Origin of the sequence: Bacillus sp. FSL K6-0268 (assembly GCF_038005425.1) — a bacterium.
Lineage (GTDB): Bacteria > Bacillota > Bacilli > Bacillales > Bacillaceae_G > Bacillus_A > Bacillus_A thuringiensis_S.
Window position 1 is genome coordinate 1 of sequence record NZ_JBBOTF010000004.1, and the last position, 16,339, is coordinate 16,339.

The window sequence follows — 16,339 nt, forward strand, 5'->3', positions numbered from 1 at the left end:
GGTCACAAAATAGGTAAAGTTCAGAAAATTAAAACCTATTAGATTAATATTAACATATCCTCTATGTACAAACTACCGAATACAGAAACGTTTCTGTTGTGCTCATCTTTCACCTGTTGGTCATGTATGGTGAAAAGAGGGTCGAAAAAGGACCGTCTTCTAAAAAAACTTCCTAGATGACACCTACAAATCATATAGAAGATCGTGTGCTTAACAGCATTTCTCTTTCGTAGATTTTATCATAGACATGGTAGAAGTCATCATTTCATTACACTCGTGCATTGTACTAACCACATCTTTATCCACGTGTATATTCAAATAGATATATTTTCCTTCTCTTTACAAGTACATCCATTTTTTTAGTACGTTGCTCCCACTAGATTCTTCTTATTTTAAAGATATTAACTAGCCTGTTGAATCAATATGATAGGTGGAATCGAAATAGATAAAGGATAGCTGCGAGTTTCTCCCATCGCGTTTTTCGCTACCACATGATACATATAAGATTGCTCAGGTACGATATTTAAATCTGTAATAGTAGATGTTGAAAAAGTCTGGATTTTTTGATTGTTTTTATACAAATCGTATGCAGTCGCATTTTTTGCTGAAATGTTGAATTTAATTTCAGAAGGACTTATATCCGTAGTTTGCATTTGTACCCCAAATGGCGGATATTTCTTGTGTATAGGCTTAATCACATACGCCACACTATTTGACATATCAAATAATGTCTGATAATGCATATATGCATATCCTTGATCGCCAAATTTTGTCCCCCAACTATTTCTTACAATGAACCATTGGTTTGTCTCATCATACCCCACGATCACAAGAGCATGTCCCCCTCTCGATTTCTTTTCTGTAACAGGTGGTACAATTCCAGAGGTAGGAGTTGCATCAAAGTTGGGATATACATGTATTCCCACTAAAACAGGGTCTTGATTGGCTACTGCTTGCTTAATATCAGCAATCATATTTGCTTGACGTATAGCTTGATAGGAACTAATTTTATAAGGAACTGCATTTTTTTGCTGTAAGGCTGTAAGAGGTTCTTTAAATTGGTTTGTATTTTCTGGATTTAAATCATACAAGCGTTCTGTTTCTGGAGGTACTCCTTCTTGTTTTAAAATTTGAAAGGCTGACTCGAAATACATACCGTCCTTTGGCCCACTTGGATAATAAATATAAGAGGGCGATAAATACGTAATGTTTGTTCCACGTGCTCCTGCATCTTTTGCAATATAGTATTCTCTTAAAGCAGTTGTAGCAAATGGGACACATGTACCAAACTTCCCTTGACTTCGTACTTCCGGAAAATATTCTCGTAAATCGATGCGATTGGGAAGAATATTTGGATTTTGAATTCCCTGTTGTTTGTGTTTGGTTGCTTCTTGTTTTGTGAGATAAGAAATAGGTGGTGTATAATCGGGTATAGCTTCGTTTATCTTCGTATCTTTTAAACCCAATCCATACGTAGAGAAATCATTTGGTTGAAATGATTTCTCTGTTTCAGCATGTACAACGGGTACAAATAAAAATCCGATAATTCCGACTAATGTCATCATAAAAAAACTAAACGTATTATCCTTCATACAATTCCCCTCTCCAAATATATTATCTTTCCGTAAACTAAAACTTTAGCTACGCACTAAATATATAACAAATCAAATATATAAACTAGATTCATAAGTTGATAAATATTTTAGATTAACAGTTCATAAAGGTACACCTTTTGATACTATGGAAAATATACGAAAAATTTGTTCCTAAACATCAAATTCTTAATTTAGGAACGTTTCTATAAAAATGACACCTTTCGGTCTATTTCTCTGTTATACTATCATTATGTAAACAAAATTGAAGGGGTTCACGTATATTGAATAACAGAAAATTCGGATATATAAGAGTGAGTAGTAAAGAGCAAAATGAAGGTAGACAAATCGAAGCGATGCGAAAAATTGGAATTGATGAAAGAGATATTTTTATGGATAAACAATCTGGAAAAGATTTTAATCGTCAAAATTATCAACTTGTCAAACTGATGTTACGGGAAGGGGATATTTTATATGTACAATCACTTGATCGTTTTGGCAGAAATAAAGAAGCAATTTTAAATGAATGGAAAGATATCACAAAAGGTATAAAAGCACATATTATCATTACAGACATGCCTTTGTTAGATACAACCAAATATAAAGATAATTTGGGAAATCTGATTACCGATCTTGTACTTCAAATTCTTTCTTGGTTGGCAGAAGAAGAGCGTACCAAAATCAAAACACGTCAAAGAGAAGGGATTGATTTAGCAAAAAAACAAGGAAAACACCTAGGTAGACCCAAAGCGGAAATTACACCTGCATTTATCACTGCATATGATATTTGGAAAACTGGGGCCATTACAGCAGTGGAAGCAATGGAGAAAGCGAATGTACCAAAAACTACGTTTTATCGACTGGTTCAAAAATATGAAGCTCAACTAGCAAAATAACCGATAGATGGGAAGAAACATCCTGTTTGTACTTGGCATAGATATTCTATTAGGTTATCTCATCATGGGGATAATCGTTGCATGTATTGTTTGTTATCTCGAATTTAGAGAGTAACTTTCTCAATACCAATATATATAATTTCTAGTAAAATAAAAGATGCTAACATTTATACTAGCTTTTTATAACTTTCTCCTAAACACCACAGGCCCCTACTTGTGGTGTTTATTTTTATATCAAAAGCCACTCATTGAGCAATTGAATGAAAAGCAATAACAAATAAAAGGATTTTTTATGTTGTCTCCCCCCATCGACTTCGGTGCTGATGAGGTTGCAAAATGTAGCGAAGCCACGATACTATCAAGGGGATCCCCTTGATAGTGAAATATTTATATAGTAACTATAGTGGGATTCTATACGTATCCATATTTTTAAACAAATGTTTGATTCGTCATCCTTCATGCGAAACCAATGCGGATTCGCTACCATTCGTCAATGTTTTGTATACACTTTTTAAGAAAGGAATCCTCTTATGTATAAATCTAATTTCATTGCTTTCTTACTATTCCTTATTTCCTTTTCTTGTTACCTCATATATATAACCAACAACCCACTCTATTTGCATCCAGTCATTTTATTATCTATTATGTTGATTACAATTGTCGGTATCATTCTTTTTAGTGATTTTCATGATCCAACTTATATAAAATACATACTTCTCATTGGATTGTTCCTGTATCTCATTCTTATATGCCTTACAATTTCGAACATAACAGACAAAAACAGTCTTTGACATTATGGGTGTTGCTTATGCAATATAATGGATTTGAAAAACAAAAGAAAGTAGCATAATTTTTAAAAATGCTACTTATCTAGGTTTATTTGCTATATTCATTTTTAAGGACACAAAATATTTTAAGTTTTTTTCGTTAATATGCACGAAAGCTCATTTTGTTTTGATGGGCATGTATGGTGACCCTTATATGGTTATAGAAGCATATATTAAATGGCATTTCTCCGAAAAATCCAAGTATCGGGAGACTTAACATATCGATGATTATATTATTTTAAGATGATTTTTGATGTGTATAAGTAAGTATAACAAAAATATTTCGGGGAAAACAGACTATATATTTTAAAAAAAACAGTCTATTCTTAATTTTAGGCGCCACTAAAATTAAGGGGAATCATTAATATGAAAAAAACAGTTCGTAATTTATTTATTGCATCTTGTCTTGCAGGAAGTGTATTACCTGGAGTTGCAAATGCTTCTACCGATGTAGGTCCTAAAAATAGTAAAAAGGAATTAACAGAAGCGAATACGTATATAGCTGAAGTCATAAAAATTTCAAACGGTAAGGCTGAAAAAGTTCCTATTATGCAATATGAACAAGAAAAGAGGGAATCTAATAATAAACAAAAATTAGCAGCACTACAAAATAACAATACAGGCTCTATTGCAGCAATGGCGAATAGAAAAGAATATAAGCCAGAGAGAGAGTATAATTTTTATATGCCCTCTCAAAGAGCGAGTGCAACAATGAACTGTCCGGCTAATGGAAATGGTTGCTCTATAGCGAAGACATATGCCATTACACAAACAGAGACCTGGGATGCTGGAGGCGGATTAGATATAAAATTTGTAAAACTAAATGGAGGATACCATTGGGCTGAGGCTTTAACCAACTCTAGTACGTATAGTTTTAATTTAAAACCAGGACAAAGGGGGTTCATTGGTTTTGAAGCTAAAAGATTCTATACTACTGGAGTGGTAAATACGTATAGTGACATCTGGGGGAACCTTATTTCTTCAAATCGGATTTCAGGTAGTACGCCGGTAGCAGTACCTGGTACTTCAGAATTAGATGGTGTAATCACACTAAGATTAGAAAGATAATTTTCACGCAAGAAGGTTAGCGAACCAAAACATTTAGTATAACAATATTACTTATCTAGTGAAAATGAGATATACTTACTTTAAAAATCATGAATAGAAGAGAAATCCATATTTCCCCTCATCTCATTACGTTTATGTAATAAATAGTATAATTGAGAGAGAGCATAACCTTCAAGAATACCCTTTTTTACTATTATTAGGAAAAGACCTACGGACTAGAGCAGATACCCTGTCACTACAAAATAAAATAACAAATTGAACAGTGCCTTCCCACGATATATAATGAGTATATACCATTCTTTTATTCGGTTATGGGAATGAGGGAATGATACAACTGTATATGACTCTTATTCCGCTCCTATAATTTCCACACAGGATATATAAAGGGGGGCTCGTGTTTATGATTTTCTTATATCGATTTGATGTACAAGAGAATCGCGTTCATTTTGTTTTAAATGAACAAATCGTTGCCGATATGCTTCCGCCATATGATGTCTTGTTGAGACCATTAGTAACATTTTTGGCTGAAACATTACAATTGTATTGCTCTTTAAGTAAGCAACCTACTTTGCTAACAAGTAACATACAAGACAGCGGTGAAATAGAAGTGATGTTAAATCAAGAATTAGGACAATGTATAGATGGATATACAAAAGACCGCATGATTTTGAAAAATGGCAAACGAATTGCGGATATTTTACTGGAAATTAGGAATGCTCATACTGTATATCACTAAGTCTATAGGACTAGTAAGATATATAATCCTTTTCAATCGAAGGATCCCATTTGAAAATAGATAGTTGACGTTTTTCAAACCTCCGTAGGGGAAATGGACAGATGTCTGTTTCTCCTACTCCGTCAAAATGACATAGAAATATGAGTATGTTAAGCGTAAATGCTGAAGACAGGGGATGGATGAGAGTGGACAAATCATGGCCTAGTGATTCTACGCAGGTATTACAAGAAATCGATCAAAAGATGAGCCTCATCGAGTCTATCCTTCAACAAATTTTTGGGGATTGGCAGATAGAAGAAGTAGATGAGATCCATCAAATGATGATAGAAGTATCCCAATTGTTGCTCATCTTACAACAAGACCCCAAGGTGACATCCCTCGCAAAAGGATTAAGCCTACAACTCCAAAGTATACAGGAACAGTACAATCAATTGTTTAGTAGGAGAGAAATACGCTTTAAATAACCTGAATAATCAGACAATAACAGGTAGACACCCCTACATGAGATGCCTACCTGTTATTGTCCCAAAATATGGCGTATATCCGACAGTTCCATATTTGTAAACTTCGCAATATCTTCGATATCCATGCCATTTTTATGCATACCCTGAATCAGTTGGATTTTCCCTTCTTGAATGCCAACTTCTTTTCCTTTTTCCATTCCTTCTTCTATACCAACCTCACGAGCATGTGCTAATTTTGCTTGTTCATCAAATAATACTTTTTCCCTTGCTTCATATGCCAGACGGAACGAACTACTCTGGCTCATATTTTCCCATTTGTGAATGGCCTTTTGTAACATCGGATCTTGCTTCATGGCGATATCCTCCAGCGTGTGGGTCAAATGTTCATCTTCATGCGCTGGTAGTAAAAGTAACCAACGAGCAAATTCATTTTCCCACGGATTAATTTTTTCTTCTCTCCATTGTCTTAATAACTTTGGAATCTCAATGAAATGTATTTCTAGGTCCTCAAGTAACACTTCCTTATGTTGCCTGCTCCAAAATTGTCCGACGGTATGCATATCATCATAATGAGGAAAGAGCTGAAAGTCTAATAGATTGATGGCAATCGTTTTTCGCAAAGAGCGATAAGGCATCCCTTGTTCTAATTGAGATGTATATAATTTACTCCAATAATATAAGGAACGTTTCACAATTTCTTGTGTATTTCGTAACTGAATTTCAATATTGACTTTTGTCTCATCTTGAAGTGTCGCTAATATATCTAGTATGGATAATTTATCTTCTTCATATTCTTTATGGAGGTGTGGGTCTTCAATTTTTAAGGATACAATCGGTGTAGATAATGACTCCTGCAAGATTGCATTTAAGAAAGAAATCAGTAATTCCTCTTGTCCTTGTACACCAAATAATTGCTTAAAAGCAAAATCGACTCGTAAATTGACTAAAGGTTGATTCATAGCGTGAGTCACCTTTCTTCTATATGTCTGTTGTTATTCCCCTTTTTCGGGGCGATGGGCAAAGAATGTATATGTCCATTGTAGCGGAGAAAAGGGGAAAGAAGCAACCCTTGTGAGTTTTTTATTGGTTTTTATTTTTTAAAACATTATGGTACGTGAAATTTCAAATTATTCCCTGAAATTTTCACTGTCCTTTATACGCCTCCTCGCGTTGTATATGTCGTTTTTTTCTTCGGGTATGTAAATGTATTAACCCCTTCCTTCTTTGTTGTTAGAAAAGAATCTGAGTGTCCGTTTTTTTTACCCTCCGTTAAAAACTGGATATTATGTACAAAACTTATAAAAGTAGAGCCATATTTATATACGTATAAATAGTAGCCCTACTTTTCACACACACAGGTGCAACGGGAGGAACAGGAACCTCCCATATTATTATATATATGTTTCATAATGAAATGTAAGACTAAAATTTTCTTATTTTATATATTTTTCCTTATTTTTGTTCTCTTTCTCAAAAGCGCTAATGTTTCGTCTTCTTAACGTATAAAGAATTGGTTATTTTTGTTCAAATCGTGTCTAAACGTACAATTTTCCCAAAATGGTATGGCGAGATCTTATAGATAAACAATAGAATCACCCCATTTTTATTGCATGAACTTTGCTTGATGTTAGTCTTATTTTTGCTTTTTTACATAATTTCGATTCAAACAACACACGCTACTATACATACCAATTCTTAACATAAGGAGTAGATATGAACGCTATTCTGAAACTCATTTTTATCGGGTCTCTTTTTTGTCTATTGTGTGCTTGTGCGGAACGAAGAGAAATCGAAGAATTAGGATTTGTTGTTGGTGCTGCCTATGATCAAGTACCGCAGTCAGCCATTAAAGGAACCTATCAAATGGTATTACCCAACACACTTAATAGCTCAGAGCGTGGAACAGCTACACAAAAAAATTTCATAAATTTAAGTTCTACAGGTGAAAGTATTTTTGCACATTTCCGCATGATTGCCAAAAGAATTAGTCGTCCTTTATTTTTTCCACATATACAAGTGATTATCTTTTCTGAAAAGGTATTACGAACACCCTATATGCTTCAAAATATTTTAGATGTATATACACGTGATGAGGCGATGCGAAGAAACATTCGGTTATTTGTATCAAAGGGGCGTGCAGAACCAATTTTAGCACAAAACGCAGGCCCTGAATATTTACCTGCTAAGTACGTTTGGATGTTATCGGAACATACGAAAAAAAACGCACAAATGGTGGAGAAAAAGCGAATTGGCGATATTCACAGTAAAATCATTGCAAAGAAAAGCTTCTTCCTTCCGGTTGTATTTCGAACAAAACAAGGAGTAGAATTAAGTGGTTCTGCCCTATTTAGGGGCAAGGATAATCGTTTAGTTTCCATGTTAAATGAAACGGATACAGCGGCTTTACAATATATAGCTGACCCAAAAGTAAGGGGAATTGTTACTGTCCCTATGAACAAACAACGCATCACCTATGAATTTCACCGTGTACACCAGCGTACGGAACTCAATATTACAAATCCCAGGTACCCTAAGGTCGATATATATGTAACAGTAGATGGAAAGATTGCAGAGCTTCATCCATCCCTAGCTCACCGCTTTTCAATGGAACAGCTCAATCAGGTATTGGCAAAAAGCATGAAAAAACAACTACAAACTACGACGAAGCGTCTACAAAAGCAATATAAATTAGATGTTATGGGAATTGGAGACAAGTATCAACGACAACACTTCAAAAAATGGAAAGAGATAGAGGATGATTGGGAGAATGGCAAACAATATTTCTCTACTTGTCAAATTCGTATTCACGTACAACCCCAGATTACACGATCTGGATCGACATTGCCCAAATAGCGCCGCCTCTATATAACACATCTATCAGGAAAGCATTTGTCGTTTATTTTTTTATTTGGATATTGTTTCATTTGTATCACATACCATATAGCGGGAGTTAAAAACAATGAAGATTAATCAGGCATATCAAGTATCTCCAATTTATGTCTTCTTTTTGATACATAGTGCGCAATTTGGAGCTGGTGTACTGGGGTATTCTAGAATTATCGCAAAAAAAGCAGGATATGATGGCTGGATTGGAGTCGTACTGGCAGGTTTTTTTTTACATATTTTAATGTGGATGATGTATCGTATGCTCTCTTGGGTTAAAGGAAGCATTTTAAAACTTCAAACGTATATGTTTGGCGGATTTATCGGAACGTGTTTGAATTTCCTATTTCTCGTTTATTTCTTTATTGTAAGTGCCTCTATCTTACGAACTTATATTGAAATCGTACAAGTATGGATGTTTCCTACTGCTTCTACTCTTATACTTGCGATTATTTTGTCTATTTTAGTATATTACATTATTTCATCAGGATTTCGGGTAATGACTGCAATCTGTATTGCCTCTATATTTGTATCCATATTTTATGCCGCTCTCTGTGTGTACTGTTTAGGATTATATGGGCATTGGGAGGATTTTACACCTATTTTGAATCATTCTTATTTGGATATTGCGGATGCGATGCACAAATCCGTTTATACGATGGCTGGTTCCGAAATCATTCTTATGATTTTTCCTTTTCTTCACACTCCTAAAGAATCTCATAAATTCGCACAATATGGTTTGCTGTTTTCGAATCTGTTATATGTCTTAACTTTTGTTTCTGCATTGGCATGTTTTAATGAACAACAACTTTCGCATCTCATTTGGTCCCAACTGTCACTTTCTCAAGTGATTACATTTCCTTTCCTACAAAGGTTTGAAACCCTTATGGTATCAACATACGCTTGGCAGATGGTGACAAGTATCATTTTACCCCTGTGGGCTTGTACACGGGGTATGCGAGAAATAGCGGGGATTCGTCAAAGATATACGTTACTAATCTTGTTGGGTTTGAATATTATCATCGCCTGTTTGCTCCAAGATCGGCATAGTATTAATACATTTATTACACAAACTTCACGTTTTACATTTTACTTAATTTATATCTATATTCCTATACTCTTTTTGTTGTTTTGTTTGAAGACACAATATCAAAAGAAAGAGAATACACTATAAGGATTCAATCTATATAGGGTGTTCTCAAGGAGTGGCTATGTACACTTCCCTACATTCAAATGGAAATTATTACATAATATCAAAATCTTTGTGCAAATATGAACGCAAGTGTGATGCACAAAACAACGAATGTTTCCTTTTTAACGTTTCTTCTTTTAATGGGAGACAAAAGGAGAACACAGTGTATGTACCGTATCTGCAAAAAAGCTTTATGGTCTATAAAAAAGAGAAAATAAACAATGGTACATTCCTTTTCTCTTACTGTTGTTTTAGCATTTCTAATTCCAATAATTTTTCTTCATACATAAATGTTCAATTCCACCATTAGATATCAAAAAATAACTCGGAACTTTTGTGCCGAGTTATTTTTTGATTGTATTTTAGGTATAAAAACTATTAGGGACTTTTTATTGTAATATATCGAACAAAATCATACAGCTATTTCTTATATGGACTGGATAAATAAACGGCTTTATTTGTCATCTTATAGGGGAACTGTATATTGGTGATACGCAGTTCCTTGATACTGTCTAAATTGATTATAAAAATCTAATTTTCTTTCTTGTACCCATCTTCCTGGCAAAACTTCCTTTTGCTTCATATAGGTTTGAATTACCCATCCTTGCAAAGAATCTGGGCGTATCAGATACTTCTCTCCAATATGAGGCGGTAATGCAACTGGGGCTGGGGCATCCATTGCACCTGGTGGTGCTAATCGATAATATACGTTTCCATTTTGTTGAAACATGTCTTGTAACTGTAAAAAGGTCGTTCCCATATATAGATATTCATCTTGTGTGCTATAGGTATGTTGTACATGCCTCTCATCAGCTTGTGCAGACATACCTGGTATAGAATTTATGGCTAACAAGATGAATAAACTACTACACCATTTTTTTCTTTTACTCATAAGAACCCTCCTATATTTTTCATTATGTAACAATTCAGAATAGAATGTAGTACATATAGTTTATTATCTTACCTATTTTACTTTCTGCAAAACAGGTAAGTGAACGAATAATGGGATAATTCCAAGGTTTCCACAGCAAAACTCTATGTGAATCATATAAAACGAGTAAAAAAGATGCAATCCTTTGAAGTTGAGAAATAAATTCATAAAAAAGAGGAGAAAACTAAAAAACAGTATGGATATACACTCCATACTGTACAAGAATAACGATTCAAACTTTTTCTATTCTATTGTAACAAGCCCCTGATACCCACCTGCACCTGATTGATTATCATAACTATATACATACAAATAATATTTTCCTGGTTGTGCCGTATATGTTTCAAATAATCGTTGTCCTTGAAACTTGGCATACGCTACTGGATTTTTTAAGTTTTTTTCATAGTATAGGATCCAATTCATTTGAATCTGATTTTGATTGATTACCTCAATAGCCAATTTGGTTGGTGATTGCACATCTAATTGATAAATATCTAAGGAATTATTTGCATCAAAGTGACCTATAAAATTTGTTCGAAAAGGTAGTGACGTTGCATCTTGAATGGATTCATTTGGTTCTTTGGATTCTACTATATTATTTGCAATACCTTGAAAAACAATCTCACATTCTATTTGCTTATTGGTATTGACTCGGTAGTTTGTAAAATAGGCGGTCACTGTTTTGTAGCCATTCCAAGATTTCGTAGATAACTGTTGCAGTATGGTATCTAATACAGTATTTAGATTTCTCCAATCGGACTCAACACCTGCTGTTTTCTTTCCTGTGTACGTACCTCGTAAGGTAAACGTATGAAAGAAGTCAGATGTTTGCTCTGTCATATTGGTGTTTTGAAGTGGTATGATTTGGGTGATTTCCTTTTGCACTTCCGTCAAAGACTTTGCTGTGGGTTGTTGTAAATATTCATCGGAAACAGCTGGAGTGGTATATTCATTTTGATGATCAATTAATATCTGCATATAGTTTTGATACGCTGTATTGAGTGTCACATTTTTACTTACTGTTTCACGATATCGATCATATTGTATCACTTGATTATTTTTTATAATATGGTGCAATTGAGAAAATAAATCCCATCGATTCTCATACAGATAGGACTGCAAGGCAAATGCATAATTATAGAACTCCCAACTTCCATATGTGGCGTATAACGTCTGCTGTAAAGTGTATCGGTTCACAGGATTCACCGCTAACTGTTGAACGATTGTTTTTCTGGGTACAACTTGATGGGTACGGGTAGAGCCAGCAAAAAATTCTGCACCACCTTCTTCGAACCAAGTTAAACGCTCATTTTCATAGAGCTTCCCTTCACCAAATAACCCTGGAACGAGATAACGTCCTTGAAGATAGTGGGTATACTCATGACGAAATAACTCTTCTAAACTATAGATACTATCCTGTGGCGTTCGCTCATACGTAAAGAAGGTTCCATCTTGTTCAATATACATCCCACCATTATTCGTATCATACCCATATAATAAACGATTCAACCGATATTCTTCTGGATTATTATAAATCACCATAGTCAAAATATCATCGCGATGTCCTTGCTCTAATGGCGTATCCGACCCCACTACACGATAAAATTGGGATTGGACTTCTTTAGACGCCCAATACAGTCTTTGGGCTTTCTCCGCCGTTACTTGTTGGCCCGTTCGAATGATCATAGATCCGTTATCAAATGTGTAAGCTTTCGGTATATATTTTTTCTTCCCTGCTTCTTGGATTTGTTTGTACGAAATCAGATTTCCTTTATAATCTTTTCCATTATATCTTTCGTCAATTTGTTGAGCGGCAATTAGATATGCTTCACTTAAATAGGGATAAACTTGTAATGCATTCGTAATCATTTGTAACCCCTTTTGTTGCGTAGTATGAAAGACACCGACTCTACTTGTGTAATAAATCCCATTATTAATCATCCATGCTGTATCGGCATTGACTTGACCATATAATGCTATCTTTCCAATTTCATCGATAAAAGCGTTTATTTCCCCATACCAAGGCGATTGGTTAGGTGATGTACCAGTTTGGTACAAATACGTTTGAAGATCATAGTCAATGCCACTTAAGAGACTGTATACCGCTGTTCCTTTTGAATATTCTTTCGCGTACATTTGTAAATTTTGATTAAATTGATTTAAAATGGGAACCGCTAACGATACAATTTCTGGATTACTCGAGGCATTTCCAATTAAATTCCCATAAGCCGCCACGACTCGATCTTGTTCCATTGTTCCAAGTCGAAAAGCAGGGTTGCTTGCGATTGCTTGTAAAGCAGGTAAGCATGTATCATGAAACGTTCGCTCATTGAGATAGGCAAGCTCTTTATAGTAATAGCCTAAATAGAATCCTGAACGCAATACTTCCACTAACGTTTCTATCCCATTTGAATTGGTTGCGGTATACGTCGCTCCTCTTTTTTCTAATGCTTGAATTAAGAATTGAACACGACTTTTATCCTGATAGAATGCGAGTGAGTCTGTATTAAATTGAAATAAATCCGTAATGTCACTCCAACGTATGGTTGAAAGTACTTGTACAAGGTTTCCATAGCTAAGCGCTTGTAATTGTGCCATCGTATATGTTTGCTGAGCGGATAATGTAGTAGTGAGCGTTGCAAAGTTTATTTTTTCATTAGGTGGTTGAATCGATCGGTCGATTTGAAATGGTGTAGGGAACAAATTTGAAGTATATGGATATGGTTTATGGAAAGTTTTTTGGGACATATATTGTCTTTTGATTTTTGATGAATTTACATGGAAACCATATGGGCTTGGATTAGGTGGTGGTACCAATGAACTCCCAAGCATACCTTGCGCTACACTACTAACCGGCCTAGATACGATTGGTTTACTAGAAACTTGTATAGAACTTGCCTGTACAACATGTATGGAACCTAACATCGTACAACACAACAACATGAGTATAATTTTACTTATACGTTTCATCCAATTCCTCCATTTCAAAAATCAAAAATTCTAGTTGACTGTCACATGATGGTTTAGATTTTCTCATAGAGTATGGAAACCAAATGGTTTGACTATGGCAAGGATTCATGAAAAACACAAATAGTTTTCATAACTATTCCTCCATTCTTCTTTTTTGTCTTGTTGGGATTGTACCAATATAAAGGTATCTAACTTGTATGAGCTTTTGGCCTATCGTTTATTGGTTTAAAATCATCCCAACAGTACTTATATATATGGCAAATCATTTTTTTAACCTTTGCCAGTGTATTGAGAAATATATTCTATTTAAATGGCTAGATACTGTGTGTAATGAAAACATTCCTCTTATCATTTTCTCAACAAAAACACGAAACATCTATGATAGAATGGATATAGGATGGGCTAAGTCCGTATGTACATCTACAAAATCATATGTTATTAAAATTGAAGTGGTTATCAAGTCAAGGGGAAACACTCGTAAGAGTGTTTTTTCTTTGACCATTTTTGATTGTCATATATATTCGAATACGATAAAATACGTATAAATTCTTCTTCAGTTATGGAATACCAGGCATCTTTATAAAAAGATGCCTACGAAATAACCATAGTGGGCTACAATTTTTTCAAGTGTAGGATTTTAGGTTTTGCTGCAAAGTGTAAAAAAACATAAACTCATTTGCAAAATATGGTTAACGTTTAAGGGAGTCTGAATAATTACTGTGCATGCAATTAAAAAAAATTCTTACGAAATGCTATTTGTAATAGTTTAGCTTATACAATTTTAGGGGATTAATATCATTTTGTGCCATTATTATTAACCTAATTTCCAAGAAATAGAGGTGAATGTAGGATGACTAAACCTTTTAAAAAAAGTAGTCGTTATATGGTTGGGTTGGACAGTCTAAGGGGCCTAGCTATACTAGGTGTTATTTTGTATCATATTAATTTTAATTGGATGCCTGGAGGTTTTTTAGGAGTTACTGTATTTTTTGTACTTTCAGGTTATTTGATTACAGATATTCTAGCGATAGAGTGGAAGAGAAATAAGAGAATTGATTTAAAAAAATTCTGGCTTAGTAGGGCAAGGAGATTACTTCCGGGAATGCTTGTTATGCTCGTTATAACGTTGGCATGGATTACGATTTTTCATAGCTCTTTACTTGAAAAAATGCGCGGAGATTCATTAGCGGCATTATTTTATGTTAGTAACTGGTGGTATATTTATCATAAATTATCGTACTTTGATAATTTTAACCAGCTTTCACCATTGAATCATTTTTGGTCGTTAGCAGTTGAGGAACAATTCTACGTTGTTTGGCCGTTTATCATTAGTTTAGGGCTTTACTACATAAAAAAACAATCCCGTATGATTTTATTAATTTGTCTGGGAGCCGTTGCTTCCGCTTTAGCGATGGCAATTTTGTATGAACCTGGAGCTGATCCGAGCAGAATATATTATGGTACAGATACGAGGGCCTTTTCCTTACTTATCGGAGCGGTACTTGCCTTAGTTTGGCCAAGCAATAGGCTAGCAAATAAAATTATCCCAAAGGCGCGTTTCATTCTTGATGTAGTGGGGGGCATTGCCCTTATTATTATTTTGATTATGTTTTGGAAGACCAATCAATATGATCCATTTCTATACAAGGGAGGAATGGTTCTTTTATCAATTGCAACAGCATTGTTAGTGGCAAATCTAGCTCATCCAGCTAGTCGTATTGCTCAATTTTTACGATTTAGACCTTTACGCTGGATAGGGATAAGATCGTATGGCATATACCTCTGGCATTATCCAATTCTTACATTGACGACTCCAAAGGTAAACGCTGAGGATTTTTCATTAATAAGAGCAATCCTTCAATTTCTTTTGATTATATTGATTGCGCAAATTTCATGGAAGTTTATTGAAAAACCAATCCGACAAGGAGCGCTCCAGAACATTCAGTTTAAGAATTTAAGAATTCAAAATGTCACTTTAGGTGTTAAGTTAGCTTTAATTTGTACATTATTCGTTTCGTCAATAGCCGTCGTAGGGTTATCAAAAGCTAGTAAGGCTAAGGAGAATTCTCAACAAGATAAGGTGGAAACAGCACAAACACAACCGGCGCCACATCCAGTTGCAGTTTGGGAAAATCCAAATCAAGTGACGTCTCAAAAACAAGGGGAATCAAGAGAAGTAAATTCTGCGCAACCTAAAAATTCACTGACAGTTACTGCGATAGGCGATTCCGTTATGATTGATATTACTCCGTATTTAAAAAATACTTTTCCTGATATTAGGGTTGATGCGCAAATTGGTCGCCAGCTGTCAAAAGCGATTCCGGTAGTTGAACAGTTAAAATATGAAGGGAATTTAGGAAACTATGTCATTATTGGATTAGGTACAAATGGAGCCTTTACTACTGAGCAACTTGTCTCATTAATAAAAGTAATTGGAAACGAACGTAAAATCATATTTATTAATACGAGAGTACCACGTCCATGGGAATCAATCGTGAATGAGAGACTGAAAGCTACGGCATCTGAATACCCGAATATAACTCTAGTTGATTGGTATGCAGCAAGTGCTGGAAAGAAAGACTACTTTGCACCTGACGGTGTGCATTTAACCAAAGTAGGTGCAGAAGCTTACGCAGCACTTGTAGCCAAAGCAGTGAAGTAATAATGAAATATGTTTTATTAATTTTTGGTTCCACCACATCGCTATTAAGCTAACAGGTTCTGGTGCAAAAAGTGAAACGCTTTAAAATTGAAATAGTTAAAAATAGATTCATATAAGG

General features: G+C 34.8%; 11 protein-coding genes. 7 read left to right on the forward strand and 4 right to left on the reverse strand.

Annotated features, from left to right (window positions below):
- Positions 1 to 401: 401 nt before the first annotated feature.
- A complete protein-coding gene (locus MHI28_RS34185) occupies positions 402 to 1,592 on the reverse strand; it encodes a C1 family peptidase (RefSeq protein ID WP_197263022.1) in 1,191 nt (396 codons plus the stop codon).
- A gap of 284 nt (positions 1,593 to 1,876) precedes the next feature.
- Here MHI28_RS34185 and MHI28_RS34190 point away from each other — a divergent pair, with 284 nt between their 5' ends.
- The 4 genes from MHI28_RS34190 to MHI28_RS34205 all read left to right on the forward strand — a co-directional run bounded on the left by MHI28_RS34190 (position 1,877) and on the right by MHI28_RS34205 (position 5,583).
- Positions 1,877 to 2,488: a recombinase family protein gene (locus MHI28_RS34190; protein ID WP_069356927.1), complete on the forward strand. Its 612-nt coding sequence runs from the start codon at positions 1,877 to 1,879 to the stop codon at positions 2,486 to 2,488.
- A 1,193-nt stretch (positions 2,489 to 3,681) separates the two neighbouring features.
- A complete protein-coding gene (locus MHI28_RS34195; RefSeq protein WP_078185947.1) occupies positions 3,682 to 4,383 on the forward strand; it encodes a DUF6060 domain-containing protein in 702 nt (233 codons plus the stop codon).
- 400 nt (positions 4,384 to 4,783) lie between these two features.
- Positions 4,784 to 5,119 carry a hypothetical protein gene (locus tag MHI28_RS34200; RefSeq protein ID WP_164727830.1) on the forward strand — a complete coding sequence of 112 codons (336 nt, stop codon included), beginning with the start codon at positions 4,784 to 4,786 and terminating at the stop codon, positions 5,117 to 5,119.
- 179 nt (positions 5,120 to 5,298) lie between these two features.
- Complete coding sequence (locus tag MHI28_RS34205) at positions 5,299 to 5,583, forward strand: hypothetical protein (protein ID WP_340829125.1); 285 nt, start codon at positions 5,299 to 5,301, stop codon at positions 5,581 to 5,583.
- 53 nt (positions 5,584 to 5,636) lie between these two features.
- Here the strand turns inward: MHI28_RS34205 and MHI28_RS34210 are convergent, their stop codons facing one another.
- A complete protein-coding gene (locus MHI28_RS34210; protein WP_127064314.1) occupies positions 5,637 to 6,542 on the reverse strand; it encodes an Rpn family recombination-promoting nuclease/putative transposase in 906 nt (301 codons plus the stop codon).
- A gap of 754 nt (positions 6,543 to 7,296) precedes the next feature.
- On the opposite strand from MHI28_RS34210, the gene MHI28_RS34215 reads away from it, so the two are divergent.
- Together MHI28_RS34215 and MHI28_RS34220 are read left to right on the forward strand one after the other, a co-directional pair.
- Entirely contained in the window at positions 7,297 to 8,436 is a 1,140-nt protein-coding gene (locus MHI28_RS34215; RefSeq protein ID WP_340828982.1) for a Ger(x)C family spore germination protein, read from the forward strand.
- 106 nt (positions 8,437 to 8,542) lie between these two features.
- Complete coding sequence (locus MHI28_RS34220) at positions 8,543 to 9,640, forward strand: GerAB/ArcD/ProY family transporter (RefSeq protein WP_197235306.1); 1,098 nt, start codon at positions 8,543 to 8,545, stop codon at positions 9,638 to 9,640.
- Between the two features lie 484 nt (positions 9,641 to 10,124).
- Here the strand turns inward: MHI28_RS34220 and MHI28_RS34225 are convergent, their stop codons facing one another.
- Complete coding sequence (locus MHI28_RS34225; RefSeq protein ID WP_078185951.1) at positions 10,125 to 10,550, reverse strand: hypothetical protein; 426 nt, start codon at positions 10,548 to 10,550, stop codon at positions 10,125 to 10,127.
- A 282-nt stretch (positions 10,551 to 10,832) separates the two neighbouring features.
- Positions 10,833 to 13,559, reverse strand: a complete 2,727-nt coding sequence (locus tag MHI28_RS34230) for a collagenase (protein WP_340828989.1) — start codon at positions 13,557 to 13,559, stop codon at positions 10,833 to 10,835.
- Positions 13,560 to 14,409: 850 nt separating this feature from the next.
- Between MHI28_RS34230 and MHI28_RS34235 the strand changes: the two genes are divergently transcribed.
- Positions 14,410 to 16,221 carry an acyltransferase family protein gene (locus tag MHI28_RS34235; RefSeq protein ID WP_340828992.1) on the forward strand — a complete coding sequence of 604 codons (1,812 nt, stop codon included), beginning with the start codon at positions 14,410 to 14,412 and terminating at the stop codon, positions 16,219 to 16,221.
- Positions 16,222 to 16,339: the final 118 nt, after the last annotated feature.

What these genes read in the sequence shown, in the direction of transcription:
- MHI28_RS34215 (WP_340828982.1), top strand. Translation starts at nt 7,297, where the DNA reads ATGAACGCTATTCTGAAACTCATTTTTATCGGGTCTCTTTTTTGTCTA.
- MHI28_RS34225 (WP_078185951.1), bottom strand. Translation starts at nt 10,550, where the DNA reads ATGAGTAAAAGAAAAAAATGGTGTAGTAGTTTATTCATCTTGTTAGCC.
- MHI28_RS34210 (WP_127064314.1), bottom strand. Translation starts at nt 6,542, where the DNA reads ATGAATCAACCTTTAGTCAATTTACGAGTCGATTTTGCTTTTAAGCAA.
- MHI28_RS34235 (WP_340828992.1), top strand. Translation starts at nt 14,410, where the DNA reads ATGACTAAACCTTTTAAAAAAAGTAGTCGTTATATGGTTGGGTTGGAC.
- MHI28_RS34200 (WP_164727830.1), top strand. Translation starts at nt 4,784, where the DNA reads ATGATTTTCTTATATCGATTTGATGTACAAGAGAATCGCGTTCATTTT.
- MHI28_RS34205 (WP_340829125.1), top strand. Translation starts at nt 5,299, where the DNA reads ATGAGAGTGGACAAATCATGGCCTAGTGATTCTACGCAGGTATTACAA.
- MHI28_RS34220 (WP_197235306.1), top strand. Translation starts at nt 8,543, where the DNA reads ATGAAGATTAATCAGGCATATCAAGTATCTCCAATTTATGTCTTCTTT.
- MHI28_RS34195 (WP_078185947.1), top strand. Translation starts at nt 3,682, where the DNA reads ATGAAAAAAACAGTTCGTAATTTATTTATTGCATCTTGTCTTGCAGGA.
- MHI28_RS34185 (WP_197263022.1), bottom strand. Translation starts at nt 1,592, where the DNA reads ATGAAGGATAATACGTTTAGTTTTTTTATGATGACATTAGTCGGAATT.
- MHI28_RS34230 (WP_340828989.1), bottom strand. Translation starts at nt 13,559, where the DNA reads ATGAAACGTATAAGTAAAATTATACTCATGTTGTTGTGTTGTACGATG.